Source organism: Pseudomonas sp. LS-2 (assembly GCF_003605735.1).
Taxonomy (GTDB): Bacteria; Pseudomonadota; Gammaproteobacteria; order Pseudomonadales; family Pseudomonadaceae; genus Aquipseudomonas.
The window spans coordinates 229,917-255,381 of sequence record NZ_QXTJ01000045.1 but is presented as its reverse complement, the minus strand read 5'-3'; the positions used below and the strand labels follow the sequence as shown (position 1 = coordinate 255,381).

At 58.7% G+C, this 25,465-nt stretch carries 27 protein-coding genes; 14 read left to right on the top strand and 13 right to left on the bottom strand.

The features are described 5' to 3' along the window. From D3M70_RS33820 to D3M70_RS29695, 10 genes are all read left to right on the top strand, one after another. Positions 1–1,029 (top strand): dihydroxy-acid dehydratase (locus D3M70_RS33820; RefSeq protein WP_256660034.1); only part of this gene is annotated, 1,029 nt, incomplete at its 5' end. 8 nt (positions 1,030–1,037) lie between these two features. Further along, positions 1,038–1,991 (top strand): glucokinase, encoded by a 954-nt coding sequence (locus D3M70_RS29735; protein WP_375233060.1) that lies wholly within the window; start codon positions 1,038–1,040, stop codon positions 1,989–1,991. 187 nt (positions 1,992–2,178) lie between these two features. Continuing rightward, positions 2,179–2,916 (top strand): response regulator, encoded by a 738-nt coding sequence (locus D3M70_RS29730; protein ID WP_120129639.1) that lies wholly within the window; start codon positions 2,179–2,181, stop codon positions 2,914–2,916. Positions 2,917–2,922: 6 nt separating this feature from the next. Then, positions 2,923–4,383, top strand: a complete 1,461-nt coding sequence (locus D3M70_RS29725) for an ATP-binding protein (RefSeq protein WP_120129638.1) — start codon at positions 2,923–2,925, stop codon at positions 4,381–4,383. A gap of 251 nt (positions 4,384–4,634) precedes the next feature. Beyond that, a complete protein-coding gene (locus D3M70_RS29720) occupies positions 4,635–5,921 on the top strand; it encodes an ABC transporter substrate-binding protein (RefSeq protein ID WP_120129636.1) in 1,287 nt (428 codons plus the stop codon). Between the two features lie 151 nt (positions 5,922–6,072). After that, a complete protein-coding gene (locus D3M70_RS29715; RefSeq protein ID WP_120129906.1) occupies positions 6,073–6,981 on the top strand; it encodes a carbohydrate ABC transporter permease in 909 nt (302 codons plus the stop codon). Continuing rightward, the gene (locus D3M70_RS29710) at positions 6,974–7,819 is read left to right on the top strand and encodes a carbohydrate ABC transporter permease (protein ID WP_120129634.1); all 846 of its coding nucleotides are present in this window, start codon (positions 6,974–6,976) and stop codon (positions 7,817–7,819) included. The genes D3M70_RS29715 and D3M70_RS29710 overlap by 8 nt, the downstream gene beginning before the upstream one ends. 2 nt (positions 7,820–7,821) lie before the next feature. Beyond that, positions 7,822–8,982 (top strand): ABC transporter ATP-binding protein, encoded by a 1,161-nt coding sequence (locus D3M70_RS29705; protein ID WP_120129633.1) that lies wholly within the window; start codon positions 7,822–7,824, stop codon positions 8,980–8,982. Positions 8,983–9,119: 137 nt separating this feature from the next. Next, the gene (locus D3M70_RS29700; RefSeq protein WP_120129631.1) at positions 9,120–10,475 is read left to right on the top strand and encodes a carbohydrate porin; all 1,356 of its coding nucleotides are present in this window, start codon (positions 9,120–9,122) and stop codon (positions 10,473–10,475) included. 215 nt (positions 10,476–10,690) lie between these two features. Beyond that, positions 10,691–11,566, top strand: a complete 876-nt coding sequence (locus D3M70_RS29695; RefSeq protein WP_120129630.1) for a D-hexose-6-phosphate mutarotase — start codon at positions 10,691–10,693, stop codon at positions 11,564–11,566. A gap of 3 nt (positions 11,567–11,569) precedes the next feature. Here the strand turns inward: D3M70_RS29695 and D3M70_RS29690 are convergent, their stop codons facing one another. Then, the gene (locus tag D3M70_RS29690) at positions 11,570–12,439 is read right to left on the bottom strand and encodes a MurR/RpiR family transcriptional regulator (RefSeq protein WP_120129628.1); all 870 of its coding nucleotides are present in this window, start codon (positions 12,437–12,439) and stop codon (positions 11,570–11,572) included. A gap of 231 nt (positions 12,440–12,670) precedes the next feature. Here D3M70_RS29690 and zwf point away from each other — a divergent pair, with 231 nt between their 5' ends. Genes zwf through D3M70_RS29675 form a run of 3 tightly spaced genes read left to right on the top strand, consistent with a single transcriptional unit; the run spans position 12,671 to position 15,538 of the window. Then, a complete protein-coding gene (gene zwf / locus D3M70_RS29685; RefSeq protein WP_120129626.1) occupies positions 12,671–14,140 on the top strand; it encodes a glucose-6-phosphate dehydrogenase in 1,470 nt (489 codons plus the stop codon). Beyond that, complete coding sequence (gene pgl / locus D3M70_RS29680) at positions 14,127–14,846, top strand: 6-phosphogluconolactonase (protein ID WP_120129625.1); 720 nt, start codon at positions 14,127–14,129, stop codon at positions 14,844–14,846. Before zwf ends, pgl begins: the two co-directional genes overlap by 14 nt. A gap of 17 nt (positions 14,847–14,863) precedes the next feature. Further along, a complete protein-coding gene (locus D3M70_RS29675) occupies positions 14,864–15,538 on the top strand; it encodes a bifunctional 4-hydroxy-2-oxoglutarate aldolase/2-dehydro-3-deoxy-phosphogluconate aldolase (RefSeq protein ID WP_120129623.1) in 675 nt (224 codons plus the stop codon). 317 nt (positions 15,539–15,855) lie between these two features. Here D3M70_RS29675 and D3M70_RS29670 read toward each other — a convergent pair whose 3' ends face one another. Together D3M70_RS29670 and D3M70_RS29665 are read right to left on the bottom strand one after the other, a co-directional pair. Continuing rightward, a complete protein-coding gene (locus D3M70_RS29670) occupies positions 15,856–17,061 on the bottom strand; it encodes an aminotransferase class V-fold PLP-dependent enzyme (RefSeq protein WP_120129622.1) in 1,206 nt (401 codons plus the stop codon). A 25-nt stretch (positions 17,062–17,086) separates the two neighbouring features. Beyond that, positions 17,087–17,350, bottom strand: a complete 264-nt coding sequence (locus D3M70_RS29665; protein ID WP_120129620.1) for a DUF3820 family protein — start codon at positions 17,348–17,350, stop codon at positions 17,087–17,089. Positions 17,351–17,582: 232 nt separating this feature from the next. Here D3M70_RS29665 and D3M70_RS29660 point away from each other — a divergent pair, with 232 nt between their 5' ends. Continuing rightward, complete coding sequence (locus D3M70_RS29660; protein WP_120129618.1) at positions 17,583–18,053, top strand: PA2169 family four-helix-bundle protein; 471 nt, start codon at positions 17,583–17,585, stop codon at positions 18,051–18,053. Positions 18,054–18,168: 115 nt separating this feature from the next. Here D3M70_RS29660 and D3M70_RS29655 read toward each other — a convergent pair whose 3' ends face one another. The 10 genes from D3M70_RS29655 to D3M70_RS29610 all read right to left on the bottom strand — a co-directional run bounded on the left by D3M70_RS29655 (position 18,169) and on the right by D3M70_RS29610 (position 25,214). Next, a complete protein-coding gene (locus D3M70_RS29655; RefSeq protein ID WP_120129617.1) occupies positions 18,169–18,441 on the bottom strand; it encodes an HPr family phosphocarrier protein in 273 nt (90 codons plus the stop codon). A gap of 16 nt (positions 18,442–18,457) precedes the next feature. After that, positions 18,458–19,315, bottom strand: a complete 858-nt coding sequence (gene rapZ / locus D3M70_RS29650) for an RNase adapter RapZ (RefSeq protein WP_120129615.1) — start codon at positions 19,313–19,315, stop codon at positions 18,458–18,460. 2 nt (positions 19,316–19,317) lie between these two features. After that, the gene (ptsN, locus tag D3M70_RS29645) at positions 19,318–19,782 is read right to left on the bottom strand and encodes a PTS IIA-like nitrogen regulatory protein PtsN (protein WP_120129614.1); all 465 of its coding nucleotides are present in this window, start codon (positions 19,780–19,782) and stop codon (positions 19,318–19,320) included. Between the two features lie 12 nt (positions 19,783–19,794). After that, entirely contained in the window at positions 19,795–20,103 is a 309-nt protein-coding gene (gene hpf, locus D3M70_RS29640; RefSeq protein WP_062384329.1) for a ribosome hibernation-promoting factor, HPF/YfiA family, read from the bottom strand. 77 nt (positions 20,104–20,180) lie between these two features. Further along, positions 20,181–21,674 (bottom strand): RNA polymerase factor sigma-54, encoded by a 1,494-nt coding sequence (locus tag D3M70_RS29635; RefSeq protein WP_120129612.1) that lies wholly within the window; start codon positions 21,672–21,674, stop codon positions 20,181–20,183. Positions 21,675–21,863: 189 nt separating this feature from the next. After that, positions 21,864–22,589, bottom strand: coding sequence for an LPS export ABC transporter ATP-binding protein (gene lptB / locus D3M70_RS29630; protein ID WP_120129610.1), 726 nt, complete (start codon positions 22,587–22,589; stop codon positions 21,864–21,866). Next, positions 22,589–23,137 carry a lipopolysaccharide transport periplasmic protein LptA gene (gene lptA, locus D3M70_RS29625; RefSeq protein ID WP_120129609.1) on the bottom strand — a complete coding sequence of 183 codons (549 nt, stop codon included), beginning with the start codon at positions 23,135–23,137 and terminating at the stop codon, positions 22,589–22,591. The genes lptB and lptA overlap by 1 nt, the downstream gene beginning before the upstream one ends. Beyond that, positions 23,124–23,696 carry an LPS export ABC transporter periplasmic protein LptC gene (gene lptC / locus D3M70_RS29620; protein WP_120129607.1) on the bottom strand — a complete coding sequence of 191 codons (573 nt, stop codon included), beginning with the start codon at positions 23,694–23,696 and terminating at the stop codon, positions 23,124–23,126. The genes lptA and lptC overlap by 14 nt, the downstream gene beginning before the upstream one ends. 10 nt (positions 23,697–23,706) lie before the next feature. Beyond that, on the bottom strand, positions 23,707–24,240 hold the full coding sequence (locus D3M70_RS29615) for an HAD family hydrolase (protein ID WP_120129605.1): 534 nt from the start codon (positions 24,238–24,240) through the stop codon (positions 23,707–23,709). Then, entirely contained in the window at positions 24,240–25,214 is a 975-nt protein-coding gene (locus D3M70_RS29610) for a KpsF/GutQ family sugar-phosphate isomerase (protein ID WP_120129604.1), read from the bottom strand. Before D3M70_RS29610 ends, D3M70_RS29615 begins: the two co-directional genes overlap by 1 nt. Positions 25,215–25,465 lie beyond the last annotated feature (251 nt).

The window sequence follows — 25,465 nt, the reverse complement described above, 5'->3', positions numbered from 1 at the left end:
CGTCTGACTAAACAGAGCGGCGAATTCATCCCTCTGGGTGAGATTGTGGACGAGCGTTCGCTGGTCAACTCGATCGTTGCCCTGCACGCGACGGGCGGTTCCACCAACCACACACTGCACATGCCGGCCATCGCGCAATGCGCGGGCATTCAACTGACCTGGCAGGACATGGCCGATCTGTCGGAAGTCGTTCCGACCCTGACCCATGTGTATCCAAACGGCAAAGCGGACATCAACCACTTCCAGGCAGCAGGCGGGATGTCGTTCCTGATTCGCGAATTGCTGGATGCCGGTCTGCTGCACGAAGACGTCAATACGGTCATGGGTCGTGGCCTGCGCCGCTATACCCAGGAGCCATTTCTTGATGATGGCAAGCTGGTATGGCGTGATGGCCCGCTCAAAAGCCTGGACGAAAACATCCTGCGTCCGATCGCTCGTCCGTTCTCCCCGGAGGGCGGGCTGCGTGTCATGGAAGGCAATCTGGGGCGCGGCGTGATGAAGGTTTCGGCGGTTGCGCTGGAGCATCAGATCGTCGAAGCCCCGGCGAAAGTCTTCGAAGATCAGCAGGATCTGGCCGACGCATTCAAGGCCGGCGAACTCGAGTGCGATTTCGTCGCCGTCATGCGTTTCCAGGGCCCGCGCTCCAATGGCATGCCCGAGTTGCACAAAATGACGCCATTCCTAGGCGTGCTGCAGGACCGCGGCTTCAAGGTTGCGTTGATCACTGACGGGCGCATGTCCGGTGCGTCGGGCAAAATCCCGGCAGCGATCCACGTTTGCCCGGAAGCCAGCGACGGTGGCCCGCTGGCGCTAGTGCGCGATGGCGACATCATTCGGGTAGACGGTGTGAAAGGGACGTTGCAAGTTTTGGTCGAACCGGCAGAATTGGCCGCCAGAGAGCCGGCAATCGGACGTCTGTCCCATAACGTGGGAACCGGACGCGAACTGTTCGGTTTCATGCGCATGGCCTTCAGCTCGGCAGAGAAGGGCGCCAGCGCCTTTACTACGAATCTGGAGACGCTCAAGTGACATTGGCGATGGTGGGTGATATCGGCGGTACAAATGCTCGTTTTGCCATTTGGGAAGACGATCAGTTGCATTCGATCCGGGTGTTCCCGACGGTCGATTACGCCAGCCCTGAAAAAGCCCTGCTGGTCTACCTGCAGGACCTGGAATTGCAGTTGGGTGATGTCGGCTCTATCTGTCTCGCCGTTGCGGGGCCGGTAACGGGCGACGATTTTCATTTCACCAACAGCCACTGGAAGATCAATCGCCAGGCGTTCTGCGCGGCACTGAAGATCGACACCCTGATCATGGTCAACGATTTCACTGCCATGGCACTGGGGATGACCCGTCTGCGTGATGATGAATACCTGACCGTGAGACACGGCAAGGGCGATCCCAAAGGCGCCCGGGTGGTGATCGGTCCTGGTACCGGGCTGGGTGTCGGCACGTTGGTTCGCAGTGGCGAAAATCACTGGACTGCCGTGCCGGGCGAGGGTGGTCACGTTGATCTGCCCATCGGCAGCTCCCGCGAAGCGTTGCTGTGGATGCGCATGATGGCCGATCATGAGCATGTCAGTGCCGAGACGATCCTGAGCGGCGCCGGTCTGCTGCTGCTGTACCAGGTCAGTTGTGCGCTGGACGAGATCGAGCCGGTGTTGAAGTCGCCTGCCGCCATTACGTCGGCAGCGCTCAAGGGGGACCCGGTCGCGAGCGCTGTGCTCGAGCAGTTCTGTGTGTTCCTCGGTCGAGTGGCGGGCAACAATGTGTTGACCGTCGGCGGCCGTGGAGGCGTGTATATTGCCGGTGGCGTAATCCCGCGATTCGTCGACTTTTTCATGCAGAGCGGCTTCAACAAGGCGCTCGCAGAAAAAGGCCTGATGAAGGATTACTTCAAGGATGTGCCGGTGTGGCTGGTGACGGCAGAATATCCGGGCCTGATGGGCGCCGGTGTGGCGCTGGATCAGGCCTTGGTTGCTCAGGGCTGACACTGTCGCCGAGTGATTTCTGGCGCGGCGCAACACTTGTAGCAGTCCGGCTTGCCGGCGGTGACGGTCTCGGGAACGCTACCGCCGGCAAGTCGTGCTGCTACAGAGGTTTACGACCGCAATGGCTGCGGCGTAAAAACATGCTCCACCCATAACAACAATTCCAGTGCTTACAAGGACGACCAAAGTGAACGCTGTCAGTAAATCGATTCTGGTGGTCGACGATGACCAGGAGATTCGTGAATTGCTGCAGGCCTACCTGAGCCGCTCCGGCTTTCAGGTGCGTACCGTCGGTGACGGGGCCGAGTTTCGTCAGGCTTTCAACGATGAGCCGAGCGACCTGCTGATTCTCGACGTCATGCTGCCCGATGAAGACGGCTTCAGCCTCTGTCGCTGGGTCAGGCAGCACCCCCGTCAGCCCCACGTGCCCATCATCATGCTCACCGCCAGTTCCGACGAAGCCGACCGAGTGATCGGGCTGGAGCTTGGCGCCGATGACTACATGGCCAAACCTTTCAGTCCCCGTGAACTTCAGGCCCGCATCAAGGCCCTGTTGCGTCGTGCCCAGTTCGGCCAGGAGCGCGCGGGCGGCGAAGTGCTGGTGTTCGATGAATGGCGTCTGGACATGGTCAGTCATCGTCTGTTCCACAGCGATGGCGAAGAGGTGATTCTGTCCGGGGCCGATTTCGCCTTGCTCAAACTGTTTCTCGACAACCCCCAGCAGATCCTCGACCGCGACACCATCGGCAACGCCACGCGCGGGCGGGAGCTGATGCCGCTTGAGCGCATCGTCGACATGGCGGTGAGTCGTCTGCGCCAGCGTTTGCGCGACACCGGCAAGGCGCCGAGGCTGATTCGCACCGTGCGAGGGAGCGGTTATCTGCTGGCGGCCAACGTGCTGCCGCAAGCCAGCAACGGCTACTGATCGCCGATGGTCACCGAGAAAAAGCGCCGTCTGCCGGTACCGCGTTCATTGCTGGGGCGCATGTTGCTGTTGACGCTGCTGGCGGTGTTGCTCGCCCAGACACTGTCCAGCCTGATCTGGCTGTCTCAACTGCGCGCTACGCAGATGGAAGGCCTGATCACCAGTGCCCGCAGCCTGGGGTTTTCCATGGCCGCGAGCGTCAGCTATTTCCGTTCGTTGCCTGTGGCGTTTCGTCCGCTGGTGCTCGATCAACTGCGCAGCATGGGCGGCACGCGATTTTTCGTGTCGCTCAACGACCGCCCGCTGGACATGCAGGTGCTCGAGCCGACCGTACGTAAAACCGCCGTCATCGACACGGTTGGCCAGGTGCTGCGGCAGAACCTGGGCGCCGATCCGGACATTCTGGTTCGGTTCGTTCGCCCCGAAGACCTGCGTATTTTCAACAGCGGCCTGAGGCTGGACGAGCTGCCACGCTCCTGGGCCCATTACGCCTTGACCCTGGAGCCGGTGAATCCGCCCGTGCTGGTGACGCAGATCGAACTCTCGCCCGGCGAATGGCTGTACATCGCCTCGCTGTTGCCGGAGCCCTACACGATGCTTGAAGAAGAAGGCCTGCCGTCGCAGCAAGTCTGGTTTATCGGCCTGACGAGCATCTTCCTGTTGGTCTTCATCGGCTTGTTGGTGCACTGGCAGAGCGGGCCACTCAAGCGACTGGCTCGCGCGGCGCGGGATTTATCGCTGGGCGCTGACGTCGAGCCGGTGGTGGAGGGCGGCGGCAGCGAAGTGATCGAAGTAACCCGTGCGTTCAACACCATGCGTGATCGCATCAGCCGCTACCTCACCGAGCGTGGGCAGTTGTTCAGTGCGATTTCCCACGACTTGCGCACGCCGATCACCCGTTTGCGTCTGCGTGTCGAGCTTCTGGAAGACGAAGAGATGCAGGTCAAGTTCACCCGCGATCTCGACGAATTGGAGCTGCTGGTCAAGGGCGCTCTGCAATGCGTAAAGGACACCGACATTCACGAAAACATCGAGCCGGTCGACCTCAATCACGCACTCGATTGCCTGATCGAACCCTACCTTGGCCCTAATGGCGGCGGTCGCGTCACGCTGCAAGGCAAGGCGATGTCAATGTTCTACGGCAAGCCGCTCGCCCTTCGGCGTTGCATGGGTAACCTGATCGATAACGCCATCAAGTACGGCGACAAGGCACATCTGCACGTCGAGGACGATGCCGAGGCGTTCATTCTGCATGTCGAGGACGAGGGGCCGGGGGTGCCCGAACAGCGGCTTGAGCAGGTGTTCGAACCGCATTTCCGTCTGGCGGGCAAACATCAGCAGGGCTATGGCCTGGGGCTCGGCATCGCTCGCAATATTGCTCACAGCCATGGCGGCGAAGTGACCTTGCAGAACCTGCGTGAGGGCGGCTTGCGCGTGACGCTGTATCTGCCACGTGGCGTTGAGTAACCACCGACCTTTGCCGTTGCAGGCGAGCGCTTGCCCGCAATTGAGAGAGGTCAGGTGGCAGCGGGGTGGTTGGCCCATCGCGATCGCGGGCAAGCGCGCCCGTACAGGTTATTCCACGGGTTTCGTGAATGTAACCATGCAGTGACACTCGCGCATCCCTTCGTTACCGTCCGCTCTAGCGCGTTGTTTAGAATCCATGCAGCGCAAGCACCAAGACTTGCTCATGCATAACAACAAGAAAGGTCATATAGATGAATTCGATTACCCGTCTCGCAGCACTCGTTTCTCTCGCCTCGTTGTTCCCTCTGAGCGCCATGGCCGCTGATTCCAAAGGCACTGTTGAAGTCGTCCATTGGTGGACTTCCGGTGGCGAAAAGGCCGCTGTCGATGTGCTCAAGGCTCAAGTTGAAAAAGACGGATTCACCTGGAAAGACGGCGCTGTCGCCGGCGGCGGCGGTTCGACCGCCATGACCGTTCTGAAAAGCCGCGCCGTGGCTGGCAACCCGCCTGGCGTAGCCCAGATCAAAGGTCCCGACATTCAGGAGTGGGCCTCCACCGGCCTGCTCGATACTGACGTTCTGAAAGACGTTTCCAAGCAGGAGAAGTGGGACAGCCTGCTGGACAAGAAAGTCTCCGATACCGTGAAGTACGACGGTGATTACGTAGCTGTTCCGGTGAACATCCACCGCGTCAACTGGCTGTGGATCAACCCTGAAGTCTTCAAGAAAGCCGGCATCGAAAAAGCCCCCACCACCCTCGAAGAATTCTACGCTGCGGGCGACAAGCTCAAGGCGGCAGGCTTCATCCCTCTGGCCCACGGTGGCCAACCTTGGCAAGACAGCACCGTCTTCGAAGCCGTCGTGCTTTCGGTGATGGGCGCCGACGGTTACAAAAAAGCCCTGGTCGATCTGGATAACGGCGCACTGACCGGTCCAGAGATGGTCAAGTCGCTGACCGAACTCAAGAAAGTCGCGACCTACATGGACCCGGACGGCAAAGGCCAGGACTGGAACCTGGAAGCGGCCAAGGTTATCAACGGCAAGGCCGGCATGCAGATCATGGGTGACTGGGCCAAGTCCGAGTGGACCGCTGCCAAGAAAGTCGCTGGCAAGGACTACGAGTGCGTAGCCTTCCCGGGTACCGACAAGGCATTCACCTACAACATCGACTCCCTTGCCGTGTTCAAGCAGAAAGACGCGGGCACCGCTGCCGGTCAGCAGGACATCGCAAAGGTCGTGTTGGGTGAAAACTTCCAGAAAGTCTTCAGCATCAACAAGGGCTCGATTCCGGTTCGTAACGACATGCTCGCCGACATGGGCAAGTACGGTTTCGACTCCTGCGCACAGACCGCTGCCAAGGATTTCCTGGCAGATGCCAAGACTGGCGGCCTGCAGCCAAGCATGGCGCACAACATGGCGACCACGCTGGCCGTTCAAGGCGCGTTCTTTGACGTCGTGACGAACTTCATCAACGACCCGAAAGCCGATCCGGCCGACGCGGCGAAGAAGCTCGGCGCGGCCATCAAGGCTGCCAAGTAAGGCCCAGCACCGCAGCCCTGTAGGAGCGCGCTTGCCCGCGAAAGCAATCTGTCTGTAAGTGATGGGTTGGATGACACTGCGTCATCGCGGGCAAGCGCGCTCCTACAAAGGGAGCGTGTACCACCTTTATTTTTCTGTACTGGATTTCACCATGAGTTCTGTTGCTGTGTTCAGCAAAGCCTCGCCGTTCGATGCACTGCAGCGCTGGCTACCCAAACTGGTGCTGGCGCCAAGCATGTTCATCGTATTGGTGGGCTTCTACGGCTATATCCTGTGGACGTTCATTCTGTCGTTCACCAACTCGACTTTCCTGCCGTCCTACAAATTCGTGGGCCTGGCTCAATACGCCCGGCTGTTCGACAACGACCGCTGGTGGGTCGCGAGCAAGAACCTGGCCGTCTTTGGCGGCATGTTCATCGGCATTAGCCTGGTGGTCGGTGTGCTGCTGGCTGTATTCCTCGATCAGCGCATTCGTCGCGAAGGTTTCATTCGTACTATTTACCTGTATCCGATGGCGCTCTCGATGATCGTCACCGGTACTGCCTGGAAATGGCTCCTCAATCCGGGCATGGGCCTGGACAAACTGCTGCGTGACTGGGGCTGGGAAGGCTTCCGTCTGGACTGGCTGATCGACCCTGATCGCGTTGTTTACTGCCTGGTGATCGCTGCCGTGTGGCAGGCCTCCGGTTTCATCATGGCGATGTTCCTGGCCGGCCTTCGTGGCGTTGACCAGTCCATTATTCGTGCGGCGCAGATCGACGGCGCCAGCATGCCGAAGATCTACTGGAAAGTGGTGCTGCCAAGCCTGCGTCCGGTGTTCTTCAGTGCCGTGATGATCCTTGCGCACATCGCGATCAAGAGCTTTGACCTGGTGGCGGCGATGACTGCCGGGGGTCCGGGCTACTCGTCCGATCTGCCTGCGATGTTCATGTATTCGTTCACCTTCAGCCGTGGCCAGATGGGCATGGGCTCGGCCAGTGCGATTCTGATGCTCGGTGCGATTCTCGCGATCCTTGTGCCTTACCTGTATTCCGAGCTGAGGACCAAGCGCAATGACTAGTCTGGCCGCCAAACCGTCCATTAGCCTGAGCCGGATCGCGATCTATGCGGTGCTTATTGGCGCGGTGCTGATTTACCTGATCCCGCTGGTGGTGATGCTGCTCACCAGCTTCAAATCGCCGGAAGACATCGGCAGCGGTAACCTGCTGAGCTGGCCGACCGAAGTCACCGGCATCGGCTGGATCAAAGCCTGGGCAACTGTCAAAGGCTACTTCTGGAACTCGATCATGATCACCGTTCCGGCGGTGCTGATTTCGACGGCCATCGGTGCCATGAACGGCTACGTGTTGTCGATGTGGCGCTTCCGTGGCTCGCAGATGTTCTTCGGCCTGCTGCTGTTCGGCTGCTTCCTGCCGTTCCAGACCGTTCTGCTGCCAGCGTCCTTCACGCTGGGCAAGATGGGCCTGGCCAGCACCACCACCGGGCTGGTGTTCGTTCACGTGGTCTACGGCCTGGCGTTTACTACGCTGTTCTTCCGTAACTACTACGTCAGCATTCCCGATGCGCTGGTCAAAGCCGCACGTCTGGACGGCGCCGGTTTCTTCACTATTTTCCGGCGGATCATTCTGCCGATGTCGACCCCGATCATCATGGTCTGCCTGATCTGGCAGTTCACCCAGATCTGGAACGACTTCCTGTTCGGTGTGGTGTTTTCCAGCGGTGATTCGCAGCCCATCACGGTGGCGCTGAACAACCTGGTCAACACCAGCACCGGGGTCAAGGAATACAACGTGGACATGGCGGCAGCGATGATCGCGGGGCTTCCGACCCTGCTGGTCTACGTGGTCGCAGGCAAGTATTTCGTGCGCGGGCTGACGGCCGGCGCAGTCAAGGGGTAATCATGGCAACGCTCGAACTTCGCAATGTAAACAAGACTTACGGGGCCGGCCTGCCGGACACCCTGAAGAACATCGAACTGTCGATCAAGGATGGCGAATTCCTGATTCTGGTCGGTCCTTCGGGTTGCGGTAAGTCGACCCTGATGAACTGCATCGCTGGCCTGGAAAACATCACGGGCGGTGCGATCATGATCGGTGATCAAGACGTCAGCGGCATGAGTCCCAAGGATCGCGACATCGCCATGGTGTTCCAGTCCTACGCGCTGTATCCGACCATGAGCGTTCGCGAGAACATCGAATTCGGTCTGAAAATTCGCAAGATGAGCCAGTCGGACATCGACGAGGAAGTGGCCCGCGTTGCCAAGCTACTGCAGATCGAGCACCTACTCAACCGCAAGCCGGGCCAGTTGTCCGGTGGTCAGCAGCAGCGTGTGGCGATGGGCCGCGCACTGGCGCGTCGTCCGAAGATCTACCTCTTCGACGAACCGCTCTCCAACCTCGACGCCAAGCTGCGCGTCGAAATGCGCACCGAAATGAAACTGATGCACCAACGCCTGAAGACCACTACGGTCTACGTGACCCACGACCAGATCGAAGCCATGACGCTGGGCGACAAGGTCGCGGTCATGAAGGACGGCATCATTCAGCAGTTCGGTACGCCGAAACAGATCTACAACGATCCGGCCAACCTGTTCGTCGCCAGCTTCATCGGTTCGCCGCCGATGAACTTCATTCCCCTGCGCCTGCAACGCAAGGACGGTCGTCTGGTGGCGCTGCTGGACAGCGGTCAGGCGCGCTGCGAATTGCCGATGAGCATGAGCGATGCAGGGCTTGAAGACCGTGAGGTGATTCTGGGCCTTCGCCCTGAACAGATCGTGCTAGCGTCCGGTGAAACTGCAGGGATGCCGACCATTCGCGCCGAGGTGCAAGTCACAGAGCCGACCGGTCCGGACACGCTGGTCTTCGTTACTTTGAACGAGAGCAAGGTTTGCTGCCGCCTGGCGCCGGATGTCGCGCCTGCGGTGGGCGAAACCCTGACCCTGCAGTTCGATCCGAGCAAGGTGTTGCTGTTCGACGCCAAGACCGGCGAACGTCTGGGGGCATTGGGAAAGTCGCAGGCCGCTGAAAGCATGGGGAACGTCACGCGGCTTAAACGCAACTGATCCCGCGCGCAGGAGCACTGCGTCAACGAGCACATCTGACGGGCTGATTTCTGCCGTAAAAAAGGCCCGTCAGGCACACGAAGCAAGTAGTTACAACGCGGTTCAAAGCTAATAACAATAAAACGAGGATTTAAGGGATGAAGAAGGTAACAGGCAAATCGCTTAACCAGTTTCAGCTAATCGGTGGGTTGTCGGTTCTCAGTGCGTTGACGTTGTCTGGAACGGCCTCCGCCATGGAGCCTTTCAAAGCCAGCGAACACCTTACCGGCGACTGGGGGGGGCTGCGCCAGGAACTGTACGACAAGGGTTATGACTTCCCGATCGAGTACGTAGGTGAGGCGGGCTCCAACCTCAATGGCGGCTACAACGACGACACCACCGGCCGCTACAGCGACCAGTTCGCGTTCGGCGTGCAGATGGACCTGCAGAAAATCCTCGGTTGGCATGATGCGGAATTCAAGCTGGCAATCACCGAGCGTAGCGGGAACAACATTTCCAACGACCGTATCGGCGATCCACGCGCCGGCACTCTGAGCTCCTCTCAAGAAGTCTGGGGCCGTGGTCAGACCTGGCGCCTGACGCAGATGTGGGTCAAGCAGAAGTACTTCGACGGCGCACTGGACATCAAGATCGGTCGTTTCGGTGAAGGCGAAGACTTCAACAGCTTCCCTTGCGACTTCCAGAACCTGTCGTTCTGCGGCTCGCAAGTGGGTAACTACGTGAACACCTGGTACAACTGGCCAGTCAGCCAATGGGCCTTGCGCGTGAAGTACAACATCACGCCTGAAGTCTTCGCCCAGATCGGTGTCTACGAGCAGAACCCGTCGTATCTGGAAACCGGCAACAGCTTCAAACTCAGCGGCAGCGGCGCCAAAGGTACCGTGGTTCCGGTCGAAGTCGTGTGGTCACCAACCGTTAACTCGCTGCCGGGCGAATACCGTCTGGGTTATTACGTCAGCAGCCCGAGCGCCGATGACCTGTACGAAAACGAGAACGGTCAGCCTCAAGCCATCGCCGGCGGTGACTTCAAGTCCCACAAGGACAAGCACGGTTGGTGGGTCGTGGCTCAGCAACAGCTGACCAGCCACAACGGCGACGCATCCCGTGGTCTCAGCATCTTCGCCAACGCCACTGTGCATGACAAAGCCACCAACTTCGTCGACAACTACCAGCAGATCGGTTTCGTCTACAAAGGCCCGTTCGATGCACGTCCGAAGGATGACATCGGTATCGGTATCGCCCGTATCCACGTGAATGACGATGCTCAGGACAACCGTCGCCTGGTCAACGCCGTCAACGGTATCGACGACTACGACAACCCGAACTATCTGCCAATCCAGAAGACCGAATACAACTCGGAAATCTACTACGGCGTACACGTCACCGACTGGCTGACAGTACGTCCCAACCTGCAGTACGTGAAGAGCCCGGGCGGTGTGGATGAAGTCCAGAACGCACTGGTTGCAGGTATCAAGATTCAGTCCAAGTTCTAAAGGCTATACCGTTGTGCGGACCGCTCCTCCGCACATCTCTCTCTGATGTGCTTCACAAACGATCAAGGGTCGTGTGTGCTTTACGGGCAGCCTGGCTGCCCGTTTTTTTTGTTTGGTACTGGCTCCGGTTTCGGGGCGTTTTTTTTGGATCAAAATGGGTTGCAGGCAACACCGACCTCTAGCAGCACGAATCAACTCTCTGACACGAGACAGCAATGGCCATCGGTGATACAGGACCGCTCGAGCATCCTCTGCAACGCTTCTTCACGTCGGCCAGACCGCAGCCGACCTTTCAGTGGGAGCGATATCAACTGCGCGATGTGCTGGTGATCAATCACCCGCAATGCCAGGCCGTGTTCAGCCGACAGGGCGCGCAGTTACTGCATTTTCAACCCGCGAACCAGAAACCCTGGCTGTGGTGCGCTTCGCAGTGGCCGCAAGTCGGCGCGATTCGTGGCGGCGTGCCCGTGTGCTGGCCCTGGGTCGGGCGCCATCCCGGCGAGGGCGGCTGGCCGTCCAATGGCTGGGGGCGTTTGCTCGACTGGAAGCTGATCGACAGCAGTGAGCATGAAGCGGGTGTATCGCTGCATTGGCGCCTGTCGCTCTGGGACTGGCAGGCCGATCTCTACGCCGAACTGGGGCAGGGCATGGACCTGCGCCTGGAAACGCAACATGAGGACAGCGAGCCTTGCCAGTTTGGTCATGCATTGCATGCTTACTGGCGCATTAGCGATATCGCGGACGTGGCGCTGGAGGGGCTGGATGGCGCTCAGGGCTATGACGGAATCAGCCGCAGTGCCTGTGAGCAGATAGGCGAGCTACGCGTGCTGGGAAGCTGTCAGCGCGTTTTCGAGCACGCAGGCCCTCTGGAACTGCACGATGACGCCTGGCAGCGCCGATTGAGCATCGATACCCGTGACAGTCTCGGTACTGCTATCTGGCATCCGGGCAGTCGGCCGTTGCTGGGTGTGGCAGGTCATGAAGCGATGGGATTCTTGCGCGTCGAAGCCGTGTCCGGAGTCGATGAGTGCCTGAGGCTTGCGCCAGGGCAGCAGGCCCGGTTGAGCCTGCAGGCGCATCTGGTGCATTGACCGTCAATTCAACTCATCATCCGCCGGATACCGGCTGGCATTGAGGCTTTCCTTGATCTTGCGCAGGTGCGGCTGGAAGTCCACGCCACGACGCAGCGTCATGCCCGTGGCGAGCACGTCCAGCACGGTCAGCTGAATGATCCGGGACGTCATCGGCATGTAGATGTCGGTGTCTTCCGGCAGCGGGATGTTCAGGCTCAGGGTGCTGGCCTTGGCCAGTGGTGAGTCGGCTGCGGTCAGGCCCAGCACCGAGGCGCCGTTTTCCCGAGCGATGCGCGCCACTTCCACCAGTTCGCGCGTGCGGCCGGTGTAAGAAATGATCACGAACAGCTCGCCGGTGTGCGCAACTGACGCCAGCATCCGCTGCATCAGAACATCGGCGTGAGCGGTCACCGCCAGATTGAAGCGGAAGAATTTATGCTGAGCGTCCAGCGCCACCGGAGCCGAGGCACCCAGGCCGAAAAAATGGATCTGCCGCGCCTGAATCAACAGATCCACGGCTTTGCTGATCAGATTGGGGTCCAGCACCTGACACACGCTGTCCAGCGATGCGATCGCGCTGGCGAAGATCTTGCGCGTATAGGCTTCCGGATTGTCGTCGGCTTCTACTGCCCGGCTCACGTACGCCGCGCCGCTGGCCAGGCTTTGTGCCAACTGCAGCTTGAGTTCCGGGTAGCCGCTGACATCGAATGAGCGACAGAAGCGGTTGACCGTCGGCTCACTGACTTTGGAAGCCTGTGCCAAAGCGGCAATGCTGAAGCGGGTCGCTTGCTGAGGGTTGCTCAGAATGACCTCGGCGACCTTGCGCTCGGCCTTGTTCAGTTCTTCAAGACGGCTCTGGATCTGCTCCAGAAGATTGCGTACGCGGTCCATTCAAAGTCCTTCTCATGAAGCTGTAACAGGCTGATCGGTAGGCCTTTATGAAAAAGGTGCGCATCAGGGCCTTTAGCCTGTAGCAAAGGTGGCCTATCGTACTGAGGGCCTGTGGTGATCACCACTGTAATGTGGTTTAAATGGAAATGTTGTGGTTATTACTACATTTGGCCTTGAGTAACGCCTTTAAAAAAGGTATTTGTAGCCTAACTTGATAAAAGAACCAACATTATGCTCTCGATTACGGTTGAACCGTGCACATTTGCCTTGTTCGGCGCCTTGGGCGACCTGGCGGTGCGCAAACTGTTTCCTGCGTTGTACCAGCTAGACCGTGCTGGACTGCTGCATGCCGAGACCCGAATTCTTGCGTTGGCCCGTGAGCCGGGTACTCCTGAGGAGCATCTGGCCTACATCGACAAGAACCTGCGCCGCTTTGTCCCTGAAGTTCAGCTTGAGAGCGAGCATGTGGAGCGTTTTCAGGCTCGCCTGAGTTACCTGCACGTCGACTTCCTCAAGGGTGACGATTACGTCGCGCTCGCCGAAGCAGTGGGTGACGCGCAAACCATGATCGCCTACTTCGCCACACCGGCCTCGGTGTACGGCGCAATCTGCGAAAACCTTGCACTGGTCGGCCTCACCGACCGAACTCGCGCCGTGCTCGAGAAACCGATCGGCCACGATCTGGCATCTTCGCGGCGGGTCAATGATGCCGTCGCCCAGTTCCTTCCGGAAAACCGCGTTTACCGGATCGACCACTATCTGGGCAAGGACACGGTCCAGAACCTTATCGCACTGCGTTTTGCCAATAGCCTCTTCGAAACCCAATGGAACCAGAACTACATTTCCCACGTCGAGATTACGGTGGCGGAAAAAGTAGGGATCGAGGGCCGATGGGGCTACTTCGACCAGGCCGGTCAGCTGCGCGACATGATTCAGAATCACCTGTTGCAGTTGCTGTGCCTGATCGCGATGGACCCACCCAGCGACCTGTCCGCCGACAGCATCCGTGATGAAAAGGTAAAAGTGCTCAAGGCGCTGGCGCCGTTCACCCCGGAGCGCCTGGCGACCCAGGTGGTGCGCGGGCAATACATCGCCGGTTACAGCGAAGGCAAACCGGTTCCCGGTTATCTGGAAGAGGAAAACTCCAACACCCAGAGCGACACCGAAACGTTCGTTGCCATTCGTGCCGATATCCGTAACTGGCGTTGGGCGGGGGTTCCGTTCTATCTGCGTACCGGCAAACGCATGCCGCAGAAGCTGTCGCAGATCGTGATCCATTTCAAGGAGCCGCCGCACTACATCTTCGCCCCCGAACAGCGGATGCAGATCAGCAACCGTCTGATCATCCGCCTGCAGCCCGATGAAGGTATTTCGCTGCAAGTGATGACCAAGGATCAGGGGCTGGATAAAGGCATGCAATTGCGCAGCAACCCCTTGCAACTGAGCTTCTCCGACGCTTACCGCAGTGCCCGGATTCCGGACGCCTACGAGCGGTTGTTGTTGGAGGTCATGCGTGGCAATCAGAACCTGTTTGTCCGCAAAGATGAGATCGAGTATGCGTGGCAGTGGTGCGACCAGCTGATCGCGGGCTGGAAGAAGGCGGGCGATGCGCCCAAGCCTTACGCAGCGGGCTCCTGGGGCCCCATGAGTTCCATTGCACTCATTACTCGTGACGGGAGGTCCTGGTATGGCGATATGTGAACTTGAATTTCCGGCTGGTCTGAAAACCAACGAATTCGATAACCCCGAACTGCTGGCCAATGCGCTGGCGGACCATGTGGCCGAGCGTTTGAGCGCAGCCATCGAAAACAATGCACACGGCGTCGCGACGCTTGTGGTATCTGGTGGCAAGAGCCCTGTGGCGTTCTTCCAGGCACTGGCGCAGAAACCGATCCAGTGGTCGAAAGTCGTCATCAGCCTTGCGGATGAACGTTGGGTGCCGACCGAGCACGCCGACAGCAATGCCGGCCTGCTCAAGCGATTCCTGTTTCAAGGCCCGGCGGCCGAGGCTGGTTTTTTCAGCCTGTATCGCCCGACCACGACGCTGGACGAGGCGGCTGCCGCAACCGACGAAGCGCTGAAAGAGCTGCCGAAGATCGACGTGCTGGTGTTGGGCATGGGTGACGACGGCCACACCGCGTCGCTTTTCCCTGAGAGCCCGAATCTTGCCGAGGCGCTGGATCTGGACAGCGACCGCCGTTGCCTTCCGATGTTGGCACCGAGCATCCCTCATCAGCGTCTGACCATGACGCGTTCCCTGTTGGCGTCGGCAACGACACCGATCCTGTCCGTTTCCGGGCAGGCAAAACTGGAAACCCTGCGCAAGGCGCTGGCAGGCGATGATCTCGCCGAAATGCCGGTCCGTGCGTTCCTTAACCCGTCTTTAGAGATCTACTGGTGCCCATAAGCAAAGGATCAGCCGCCATGGAAAATACCCAAGTGAAACAGCCGTTGAATAGCATGGCGAGCAAGATTGCCCAGATCGACGAACTCTGTAAAAAAGCAAAGATTCTGCCGGTCATCACCATCGCACGCGAACAGGACGTGCTGCCCCTGGCCGACGCGCTGGCGGCAGGCGGCCTGAACGCGCTGGAAATTACCCTGCGCTCCGAATTCGGCCTGAAAGCCATCCGCATCCTGCGTGATGCGCGTCCTGAACTGTGTGTCGGTGCTGGCACCATTCTGGACCGCAACATGCTCAAGGCGGCGGAAGAAGCCGGTTCGCAATTCATCGTCACCCCAGGCAGCACCCAGGATCTGCTGGAAGCTGGCGCGCAGAGCGAACTGCCGCTGCTGCCAGGGATCAGCAGTGCCTCGGAGATCATGATCGGTTACGCGCTGGGCTATCGCCGCTTCAAGCTGTTCCCGGCCGAGATCAGCGGCGGCGTAGGCGCCATCAAGGCGCTGGGCGGTCCATTCCCTGAAGTCCGTTTCTGCCCGACTGGCGGTGTCAGCGCTGCGAACTTGAAGAACTACATGGCCCTGCCGAACGTCATGTGCGTCGGCGGCACCTGGATGATCGACAACGCGTGGGTCAAGAACGGAGACTGGGGGCGTATTACCGACGCTACCGCCGAAGCGATCGCGCTCTTTGATTGAAAACCATGTCCCGGTGATTGATCCTGGACAGCTACCGTTCAACCCGTGGCTGTTCTAATGATCGCCAGATGATGGATTCAGGCGCTGGGGCGCTGGAACAGAAGTCGTTGTTGCATGGCTGTTTGACGGCGTTCCTTGGTCGGGAGCGCCGTTTTTTTTGCCCGCTTTTTGATGGGCAATAACTATGTACCGCAACATCACCGATTTGCCCCGGTATCTTTGCCGCTCCTTTGTAGTTCGCTTTTTCATGAAGCCTTGGCGGCGCCTCCATCAGGAGGCGTCGCATTTTTTTGGCTTATGCGCAGTGGGTTCGGTTGCTACGCCAAGGAGCGCAGGGCGTGCGTAAGTCGAGCGACGTCATCGGCGGACGTGATGAATCCTGGAGTGATGCGGATGCATGGGCCGCACGCCGACCCGACCCTAGGCACTGCGAAAATGCCGTGCTCGTCCAGCAATCGCCGGGTCATGAGCGGCTGGTCCGCATGGCCCTGGAAACGAAAGGATGTGATGCCGCAATACAGGCGTGGGTCGTCCGGTGTGAGGACTTCGATGCCGTCCATGTTTCGCGCTTCTCTCACCCATAGGTCCCGCAGGTAAGCGAGGCGCGCGCCTTTCACGGCTGAACCCCCAATCTCCCGGTGTTCGGCGAAGACCTTAGGGAGTGTCATCAATGCCGGAATGTTCGGGGTGCCATAGGGGGCAAGTCCCAGGATGTCATCGGGCGCATACCGGGTGTCCCCCATGTCCGGATCGATTGCCGATATTCGATCCTGCTTCACATAGATGAAACCCAGGCTCAATGGTGCGCCCATCCATTTCTGCAGGTTGAATCCCGCGAATGCGACGTCTAGATCGGAAAGTTTGAAGTCCAGCTGTCCCAGTGCGTGAGCGCCGTCGAGGATGATGTCGACCCCGTGCTCGGTTGCTGCTGATGCAATGGCTTGTACAGGCATCACCAGCCCGGTGCGATGAGTGACATGGGTTAACGCCATCAGCTTGAGCCGAGGGTGGCCTGCAAATGCATCGCGATAGGCTGCGAGCAGCGAGTCGTAGGAGGCCGGATGTTTGTGAGTGATCTCGATCACTTCCACCCCCCGGCTTTTCGCCAGCCAGCGCATGGCGCTTTGCACGCTGTTGTAGTCCAGATCGCTGATCAACACCTGATCGCCCGGCTGCAGGGCGTTGTAGTTGCGGATCAGCGACTGCAGGGACTCGGACGCGCAGCGGGTGAGGGCGACTTCCTGTGGCCTCACTTCAAGGAGGCTGGCCAGATCGGCGCGAATGGTCTCGCTGTCCTCGGTATCAAACCGCTGGCGCACGTACACCGCGTTGCTCCGATTGACGTAGGCGAGGTGCTGTTCGTAGGTCTTTAGTACTTCGCGGGACATTCGCCCGAAATACCCGTGCTCGAAATTGATCGGCCCTGGCTCGATGTCGTATCGAGCAGCGATGGCCTGCCAAAACGCTTCATCTTGAGCGCGCGCGATTGCGTAATCCGTTACAGCAGTTTGAGCACTGGTCATCAAGTCCCTCATGGGTCAAAAGTCGTCAGGAAAAGCGAATGGGTGTTGTAAGAGGGCTTTGGCGTAGAGGCTCACGAGGTCGAGTGCGCAGCGGATCCAGTAGCGCAGAAAGGCCGTTGTGATCGATTTCATGCATCAGCGCAAGCAGCGAACCCAGCTCGCCTGCCGGAAACCCCTTTCGGGCGAACCAGTTCAGATAGTCCCCAGGCAAGTCGGCGAGCAGACGCCCCTTGTACTTGCCGTAGGGCATCTCTCGCGTCACTAGAAGTTTGAGTTTCTCGGGGTTCATGACGTCGCCGTTGGTCTTTTTCAGTGAACTTGGAAGATACGTGCATTCTGCATGTGCGCCAACAGACAGATCATGCAAAAAACGTGATGGATTTGTCGCTTGATAAACTCAAGTTGTTGATTTATATGGTCTTATCTCATTTTTAATCCTGGCACGCAGACTGCAATATCACCGGTATGAGTGTTTCGAACGAATCATCTCTTCGATAAACCTGCCAGAAAGGAATAGCAAAATGACAGATATCAACAAAGAAGCGAGCTCGGTGCTGAACGATCTGATCGAGACCAGCATTGACGGCGAGAAAGGCTTTCACACCGCCGCCGAAGATATTAAGAACCCTGAAATCAAAGCGTATTTCCTTTCCCGTTCTTCCGAATGCAAAACCGCGGTGAGCGAACTTCAAGCTGAAGTACGCGCATTGGGTGGCGATCCAGATAAGAGTTCGAGTGCAGCAGGCGGCTTGCATCGTCTTTGGGTCGAGCTAAAAGCCGCTGTCACCGGCAAAAGCGACGAAGCTGTGCTGAACGAAGTAGAACGTGGTGAAGACCACGCGTTGAAAGCTTATAAAGAGGCTGCGCAAAAGGCGGCCGAGAAAAACCTGCCGGTCAACGTTACCAGCCTGATTCAGCGTCAGCTGACTGGTGTTCAGGCCAACCACGACAAGGTCAAGGCACTGCGTGACACGGTCCGCAGAGCGAGCTGATCCACGTTTCTAAAAAACGTTGGGCTCAAAAAAAACGCCAGTAAAGCTGGCGTTTTTTATTGAGTGGGAGCAGGGATTTGCTCCCGATCTGCGAAATTCAGAGAGTCCCTGAAGGTTATTCACCCTCATCAAACTTGTTGTTGATCAACTCGATCAGACCTTCCAGCGCAGCGGATTCGTCGTCGCCTTCGGTGTGCAGATGAATTTCCGTGCCTTTGCCGGCGGCCAGCATCATCACGGCCATGATGCTTTTGCCATCGACCATGCTGTCCGGGCTGCGGCCCACGCGAATCTGGCAGGGGTACTTTCCCGCAACACCAACGAATTTGGCGGCGGCGCGGGCGTGCAGGCCCAGCTTGTTAATGATGGTGATCTGGTGAGCGGGCATCGCGTTGGGGATCCTTTCAGCTTAGGTCGCGGTGGCGGACCTGAACGTTCTTGAGCGATTGTTGCAGGACCTGACCCAGACGTTCGGTCAGGTAGACGGAGCGGTGGTGTCCGCCGGTGCAGCCAATGGCAATGGTGACGTAGGCGCGGTTGCTGGCGGCGAAGCGTGGCAGCCATTTAGTGAGATACGAAGAGATGTCCTGAAACATCTCCTCGACATCCGGTTGTGCGGCAAGGTACTCGGCCACCGGCTGATCGAGCCCGGACTGGTCGCGCAGCTCCGGTTTCCAGTATGGATTGGGCAAGCAGCGCACATCGAATACCAGGTCCGCATCCACGGGCATGCCGCGCTTGAAGCCGAACGACTCGATCAGAAACGCAGTGCCAGGCTCCGGCTTGTTCAGGAGCCTTAACTTCAGCGTGTCGCGCAATTGGTAGAGGTTCAGGTGCGTGGTGTCGATGGTCAGATCGGCCAGATCGATGATCGGACCCAATAGCGTCTTTTCGTCCCGTATGGCTTCGGCCAGCGATCGCGTGGCGTTGCTCAAGGGATGACGGCGACGGGTTTCGGAGAAGCGCTTGAGCAGAGTCGACTCTTCGGCATCCAGAAAGAGCACGTCGCACTGGATGTGACGATTGCGAACCTCTTCAAGCATCCTCGGAAAGCGGGTCAGATGACTGGGCAGGTTGCGTGCGTCTATCGACACTGCCAGCAGTGGTTCGGCGAGTTCGGTGTTGATCAGTGCACGTTCAGCCAATTCCGGAAGCAACCCGGCTGGCAGGTTGTCGACGCAGTAAAAACCGCTGTCTTCAAGAACATCGAGGGCCGTGCTCTTGCCGGAGCCTGAGCGACCGCTGACGATGATCATGCGCATGTTCAGTGACCGTTCTGGACGTGAAGCACGACGTTGTACAACTCATCGCTGCTTTTTGCGCCCCGCAGGCTGGCCCTCACGTCGGCACGGTCGAGCATGCTTGCGATCTGGCGAAGCAGCTCAAGGTGTGCGTCAGTGGCGGCTTCGGGGACGAGCAATACGAAGAGCAGGTCTACTGGCGCGCCGTCGATGGCATCGAAATCCACCGGCGCATTCAGGTGAAGCACGGCGCTGATGGGGGAGGTACAGCCCTTCAGTCGGCAATGAGGAATGGCGATGCCGTTACCGAACCCGGTGGAGCCAAGTTTTTCGCGGGCGATCAGGCTTTCGAACACCACCTGACCGTCGAGCTCGGGAACTTCCCGTGCGATGAGGTTGGCGATTTGTTCGAGAACACGTTTCTTGCTGCCGCCTGGCACGTTCACGAGTGAACGGCCAGGGGTCAGGATATTTTCAAGTCGGATCATGGATGAGGGGTATCAGCGAGCTGCCGCACCTTTGAGGATGCTTTGCTGCTTTTCCTTATGCTTGAGCAATTGTCTGTCTAGCTTGTCAGTGAGCAGGTCGATTGCCGCGTACATGTCGTCATGCTCCGCATTGGCAACCACCTCTCCACCGTGGATATGCAGCGTGGCCTCGATCTTCTGTTTGAGCTTCTCGACGGCCATCGTCACCTGCACATTGGTAATCTTGTCAAAGTGCCCTTCGAGCTTTTTGAGCTTCAGCTCGATGTACTCGCGCAGGGGCTTGGTCACTTCCAGTTGGTGTCCACTGATGTTGACTTGCATACAGCTTCTCCTTCGTTGCCAGTGCATTAAGAGGCAGGCTTGGTTGCCTGCCACTGGAACGCTGTGGCTTGTGACCTCTACATCAATCGCTTGCGTTCGCTGGAAGGCGCTATCCCTAGAGACTCGCGGTATTTGGCGACTGTGCGACGGGCCACTTGAATGCCTTGTGCCTCCAGTAAACCAGCGATCTTGCTGTCACTCAACGGCTTTTTCTGATTTTCCGCGGCAACCAGTTTTTTGATGATCGCGCGGATCGCCGTGGACGAGCATTCGCCGCCTTCGGAGGTGCTGACGTGACTGGAAAAGAAGTATTTCAGTTCATAGATACCGCGAGGGGTGTGCATGAACTTCTGTGTCGTTACCCGGGAGATTGTCGATTCGTGCATGCCCACCGCTTCGGCGATGTCGTGCAGCACCAGCGGCTTCATCGCCTCGTCGCCATATTCGAGGAAGCCTCGTTGATGTTCGACGATCTGCGTTGCGACCTTCATCAGGGTTTCGTTACGGCTTTGAAGGCTCTTGATGAACCAGCGCGCTTCCTGCAACTGGTTGCGCATGAACGTGTTATCAGCGCTTGTGTCGGCGCGGCGCACGAAGCCTGCGTACTGTGGATTGACCCGCAGGCGCGGCACGGCCTCCTGATTGAGTTCGACCAGCCAGCGCTCGTTGTCCTTGCGCACGATCACGTCCGGAACCACGTATTCGGCTTCGGTGGACTCGATCTGTGAGCCTGGGCGCGGGTTGAGACTCTGAACCAGTTCGATGACCTGGCGCAGGTCGTCTTCCTTGAGCTTCATGCGCCGCATCAACTGCGCATAGTCACGGCTGCCCAGCGGGTCGATGTAATCGCTGACCAGTCGCTGTGCCTCGGCAAGCCACTTGGTCTTGGCCGGCAGTTGACGCAGTTGCAGGAGCAGGCATTCGCTCAGGTTGCGGGCGCCCACGCCAGCAGGCTCGAATTGCTGGATACGGTGCAATACCGCTTCGATTTCGTCGAGTTCGATGTCCAGTTCAGGGTCGAAGGCATCCAGCAGTTCTTCGAGGGACTCGTCGAGGTAGCCCTGATTGTTGATGCAGTCGATCAATGTAACGGCAATCAGGCGATCAGTGTCGGACATCGGCGCGAGGTTCAGCTGCCACAGCAGATGGCTCTGCAGGCTCTCGCCAGCGGACGTGCGGGTGGTGAAATCCCATTCATCGTCATCGTTGCTTGGCAGGCTGCTGGCGCTGGTCTGGTAGATGTCTTCCCAAGCGGTATCGACAGGCAGTTCGTTGGGAATGCGCTCGCTCCACTCGCCGTCTTCCAGATTGTCGACGGTGGGCGCAGCTTCCTGATAGGTCGGTTCCTGAACGTCCGGGTTGGGCTTCTGTTCGACGTTGTCGGCCATGGGGTCGGCATTGTCGAAGTCGTCGCCTTCCTCCTGGCGTTCCAGCATGGGATTTGACTCCAGTGCCTCCTGGATTTCCTGTTGGAGATCCAGCGTTGACAGTTGGAGTAAGCGGATGGCCTGTTGCAGCTGCGGAGTCATCGTCAGCTGCTGGCCCATTCTCAAGACTAGCGAAGGTTTCATGGCAGGGACTTAACACCTTATTCGCCGGCGCACATGCGCGCCATCCACTACTAGGGCGCCGAGGCGCCAACTTAAGCAAATTATATGCCTGAAACCGGAGTGTTTGCCTAGGGTGTGATGACAATTAATACGAGGTTGGCGATGAGGCGCATGGTGCGTTCGCCTGCCAACCCCTTGTCATCAACACATTTACAGGCGGAACTCGTGGCCGAGGTACACTTCCTTGACCAGCTGATTGGCCAGGATCGTTTCAGAATCGCCTTCTGCAATGAGCTGCCCATCGTTGACGATGTAGGCGGTTTCGCAGATGTCCAGGGTTTCGCGGACGTTGTGGTCGGTGATCAGAACGCCGATGCCCTTTGCTTTGAGATGGTAGATGATCTGCTTGATGTCGCCCACGGAGATCGGGTCGACGCCTGCGAACGGTTCGTCCAGCAGAATGAATTTCGGCGAGGTGGCGAGGGCGCGGGCGATCTCGACACGGCGTCGTTCACCACCGGAAAGGCTCATGCCCAGGTTGTCGCGGATGTGGGTGATGTGGAACTCCTGCAGCAGGCTTTCCAGCTCCTTCCGACGTCCGGCGCGGTCAAGCTCCTTGCGGGTCTCGAGGATGGCCATGATGTTGTCCGAAACCGACAACTTGCGGAAGATCGACGCTTCCTGAGGCAGGTAGCCGATACCGGCGCGGGCGCGACCGTGCATGGGCTGATGGCTGACGTCCTGTTCGTCGATCAGGACGCGGCCCTGATCGGCTCGCACCAGGCCGACGATCATGTAGAAGCACGTAGTCTTGCCAGCACCGTTCGGCCCGAGAAGGCCGACGATCTGACCGCTGTCGATAGACAGGCTGACGTCACGCACGACCTGCCGGCCCTTGTAGGCTTTGGCCAGGTGTTGGGCTTTCAGCGTCGCCATTACTGGGCCTTCTGCGGGTCGGTTTTCTTTTTCGGCTGGATCACCATGTCGACACGAGGACGGCTTTCCGTCACCTTGCTGCCAGTGGCGCGACCGGCGCTGGCCAGCTTCCTGACCGTGTCATAGACGATTTTTTCGCCTTGCGTGGTGTTGTTGTCCTTGTCGATCACCTTCGCCTTGTCGATCAGCACGATGCGGTTTTGCGGCGCATGGTACTGGATCGTCACGCCCCAGCCCTGAACGGGTTTCGGGTCGCCAGCGGTCTGCACCTGCTCGAAGTAGGCCAGGTTGCCTACCGCAGTCACGACGTCGATGTCGCCCGCAGGGGTGCGCGTCATGGTCACGGTGTTGCCGGTAACCTTCATCGAACCCTGAATGATGATCACGTTGCCGGTATAGGTGGCGATGCCTTGCTTGTCGTCCAGCTGGGCATCGTCTGCCTGAATGCGGATTGGCTGATCCTGATCGTTTGGCAGTGCCCAGGCGCTCACGCTTCCCAGTGCTGCGCTCAGGCCGAGCAAAATAGGGAGGGTTTTAAGGAGCCTCATACTGTCCTCTTGCGTTCGATAGCAGGTGTATCCTGCTGTCTTTTAGATAGGCTTTCATACCCGTACCCGTGCTCACACCATTAAAGCCGTCGATTCTAACGGGTTGAGCGGTTTCCGCATATTGCTTCTGAGGGAAGACCGTCATGCGAGTGCTGGTGATGATGGTAGTGCGGTTCTTTTCGTCGGTGCGGTTGATGCGAACGTTGTCGATCAGTTCGACCTGATCTCCGCCTGGAGAGACCTCGCCGCGCAAGCTCTGCACGTGCCACGGGAACTCCGAGCCACGAAACATCTGCAAGACCGGGTTGGTCATCAGGGTCACGTCGGTGGCCTTCAGGTGTTCCAGCTTGTCTGAGGTCATGTCGTACTGCATGGCGCCGTCCGGCAGGTACTGGATGCTGTGGGCGTTCAGCGCATAGTAATCGATGGCGCTCTCATCCGACGACGCCCTTGGCTGGTCCATGAAGCTTTCCGGGTTGATGTTCCAGTAGCCGGCCGCAGCGAGCAACAGGGCCAGCACACCGCAAATCAGAAATGTTCGAAATCGTTTGCTAAGCATAAGTGCGCTTCTATAAGTAGGCGGCGTGGGCCGCTTCGAGGTTGCCCTGAGCACTCAGGATCAACTCGCAGAATTCCCGGGCAGCGCCTTCGCCGCCGCGTGCCTGCGTGGTGCCATGTGCGTGCTGGCGGACGAAGCCCGCTGCATTGGCGACAGCCATGCCAAGACCGACGCGGCGTATCACTGGCAGGTCAGGCAGGTCGTCCCCCAGATAGGCAACCTGTTCATAGCTTAGGTTCAAGTGCTGGAGAAGTTCGTCGAGCACGACCAGTTTGTCTTCGCGGCCCTGATAAAGATGGGCAATCCCCAGGTTTTTGGCGCGACGCTCAACGACGGGGGTCTTGCGTCCGCTGATGATGGCCGTGACGACACCAGAATTGATCAGCATCTTGATGCCCTGACCGTCGAGCGCGTTGAAAGTCTTGAACTCGCCGCCGTCTTCCAGGAAGTACAGTCGACCATCGGTCAGCACGCCATCGACGTCGAAGACTGCCAGTTTGATCTGTTTGCCACGTTGCATCAGTTCGTTCATATCGATGCTCATTACATCACTCCTGCGCGCAGCAGGTCCTGGAGGTTGAACGCGCCCACGGGGCGGTCGTTCTCGTCGACCACGATCAATGCGCCGATCTTGTGGTCTTCCATGATCTTCAGGGCCTCGGCCGCGAGCATTTCCGGGTGCACGGTTTTGCCATGCACCGTCATGACCTCGTCAATGACAGCCTGACGAATGTCGACTGGGCGGTCCAGTGTGCGACGTAAATCACCGTCGGTGAAGATCCCCGCCAGACGCCCGTCTGCTTCGACAATGGCGGTCATGCCCAGCCCCTTGCGGGTCATTTCCATCAAGGAGTCGCGCAAGAGTGTGCCTCGGGCGACCTGTGGCAACTCGGTACCGGTGTGCATGACGTGCTCGACTTTCAGCAGCAGGCGACGGCCCAGTGCACCACCGGGGTGGGAAAATGCGAAGTCCTCGGCGGTGAAGCCGCGCGCATCGAGCAGGGCCACCGCCAGTGCGTCGCCCATCGCCAGTGCTGCCGTGGTGGAGGACGTCGGGGCCAGGTTCAACGGGCAGGCTTCTTTTTCAACACGAGCGTTGAGACTGACGTCGGCGGCTTTGGCCAGTGTCGACTCAGGGTTGCCGGTGAGGCTGATCAGTTTGATGCCCAGGCGTTTGATCAGTGGCAGCAGCGTCACGATTTCTGCCGTGGTGCCCGAGTTGGACAGGGCCAGAATGACGTCGCCGCTGGTGATCATGCCCATGTCGCCGTGACTGGCTTCGGCCGGATGCACGAAGAAGGCGGGTGTGCCGGTACTTGCCAGCGTGGCGGCGATTTTTTTGCCGATGTGCCCGGATTTGCCCATGCCAACGACGACGACACGGCCCTTGCTGGCCAGGATCATCTCGCAGGCACTAACGAAATCTGCGTCGATATGGGCGAGCAAGCCTTCCACTGCCTCTATTTCAAGGCGAATGGTGCGCTGTGCCGATTCAATCAGGTCGCGGGCGTTGGTCATGTCAAAATAGGGTCGGTCTGGTGAAAAGGCGGCGATTATAACGGCAATGTTGAAAACCCTCACGCTTCATCGTCGCTGTTTGTTTAATGGATGCTGTCGGTCCTTCAGTTCATGCGCGGCAATTGACGGTTCTGATGCGAAAACAGGTGGCTGGCAGCGACATTTCCTTGCGTGATCAACACTCGCTGCGTTGGAGCTTTGGCGTGGTACGGGAGCGGTGTTATAGTTCGCCGCTTGTTCGGCCCCGCCAG

Coding starts and splice junctions, on each gene's coding strand:
- lptC (WP_120129607.1), bottom strand. CDS start 23,696: ATGCTTAGCAAACGATTTCGAACATTTCTGATTTGCGGTGTGCTGGCC.
- D3M70_RS29660 (WP_120129618.1), top strand. CDS start 17,583: ATGACAGATATCAACAAAGAAGCGAGCTCGGTGCTGAACGATCTGATC.
- D3M70_RS29710 (WP_120129634.1), top strand. CDS start 6,974: ATGACTAGTCTGGCCGCCAAACCGTCCATTAGCCTGAGCCGGATCGCG.
- D3M70_RS29715 (WP_120129906.1), top strand. CDS start 6,073: ATGAGTTCTGTTGCTGTGTTCAGCAAAGCCTCGCCGTTCGATGCACTG.
- pgl (WP_120129625.1), top strand. CDS start 14,127: ATGGCGATATGTGAACTTGAATTTCCGGCTGGTCTGAAAACCAACGAA.
- D3M70_RS29705 (WP_120129633.1), top strand. CDS start 7,822: ATGGCAACGCTCGAACTTCGCAATGTAAACAAGACTTACGGGGCCGGC.
- zwf (WP_120129626.1), top strand. CDS start 12,671: ATGCTCTCGATTACGGTTGAACCGTGCACATTTGCCTTGTTCGGCGCC.
- lptA (WP_120129609.1), bottom strand. CDS start 23,137: ATGAGGCTCCTTAAAACCCTCCCTATTTTGCTCGGCCTGAGCGCAGCA.
- lptB (WP_120129610.1), bottom strand. CDS start 22,589: ATGGCGACGCTGAAAGCCCAACACCTGGCCAAAGCCTACAAGGGCCGG.
- D3M70_RS29725 (WP_120129638.1), top strand. CDS start 2,923: ATGGTCACCGAGAAAAAGCGCCGTCTGCCGGTACCGCGTTCATTGCTG.
- D3M70_RS29720 (WP_120129636.1), top strand. CDS start 4,635: ATGAATTCGATTACCCGTCTCGCAGCACTCGTTTCTCTCGCCTCGTTG.
- D3M70_RS29700 (WP_120129631.1), top strand. CDS start 9,120: ATGAAGAAGGTAACAGGCAAATCGCTTAACCAGTTTCAGCTAATCGGT.
- D3M70_RS29670 (WP_120129622.1), bottom strand. CDS start 17,061: ATGACCAGTGCTCAAACTGCTGTAACGGATTACGCAATCGCGCGCGCT.
- D3M70_RS29690 (WP_120129628.1), bottom strand. CDS start 12,439: ATGGACCGCGTACGCAATCTTCTGGAGCAGATCCAGAGCCGTCTTGAA.
- D3M70_RS29735 (WP_375233060.1), top strand. CDS start 1,038: ATGGTGGGTGATATCGGCGGTACAAATGCTCGTTTTGCCATTTGGGAA.
- D3M70_RS29615 (WP_120129605.1), bottom strand. CDS start 24,240: ATGAGCATCGATATGAACGAACTGATGCAACGTGGCAAACAGATCAAA.
- ptsN (WP_120129614.1), bottom strand. CDS start 19,782: ATGATCCGACTTGAAAATATCCTGACCCCTGGCCGTTCACTCGTGAAC.
- D3M70_RS29695 (WP_120129630.1), top strand. CDS start 10,691: ATGGCCATCGGTGATACAGGACCGCTCGAGCATCCTCTGCAACGCTTC.
- hpf (WP_062384329.1), bottom strand. CDS start 20,103: ATGCAAGTCAACATCAGTGGACACCAACTGGAAGTGACCAAGCCCCTG.
- D3M70_RS29655 (WP_120129617.1), bottom strand. CDS start 18,441: ATGCCCGCTCACCAGATCACCATCATTAACAAGCTGGGCCTGCACGCC.
- D3M70_RS29610 (WP_120129604.1), bottom strand. CDS start 25,214: ATGACCAACGCCCGCGACCTGATTGAATCGGCACAGCGCACCATTCGC.
- D3M70_RS29665 (WP_120129620.1), bottom strand. CDS start 17,350: ATGAACCCCGAGAAACTCAAACTTCTAGTGACGCGAGAGATGCCCTAC.
- rapZ (WP_120129615.1), bottom strand. CDS start 19,315: ATGCGCATGATCATCGTCAGCGGTCGCTCAGGCTCCGGCAAGAGCACG.
- D3M70_RS29675 (WP_120129623.1), top strand. CDS start 14,864: ATGGAAAATACCCAAGTGAAACAGCCGTTGAATAGCATGGCGAGCAAG.
- D3M70_RS29635 (WP_120129612.1), bottom strand. CDS start 21,674: ATGAAACCTTCGCTAGTCTTGAGAATGGGCCAGCAGCTGACGATGACT.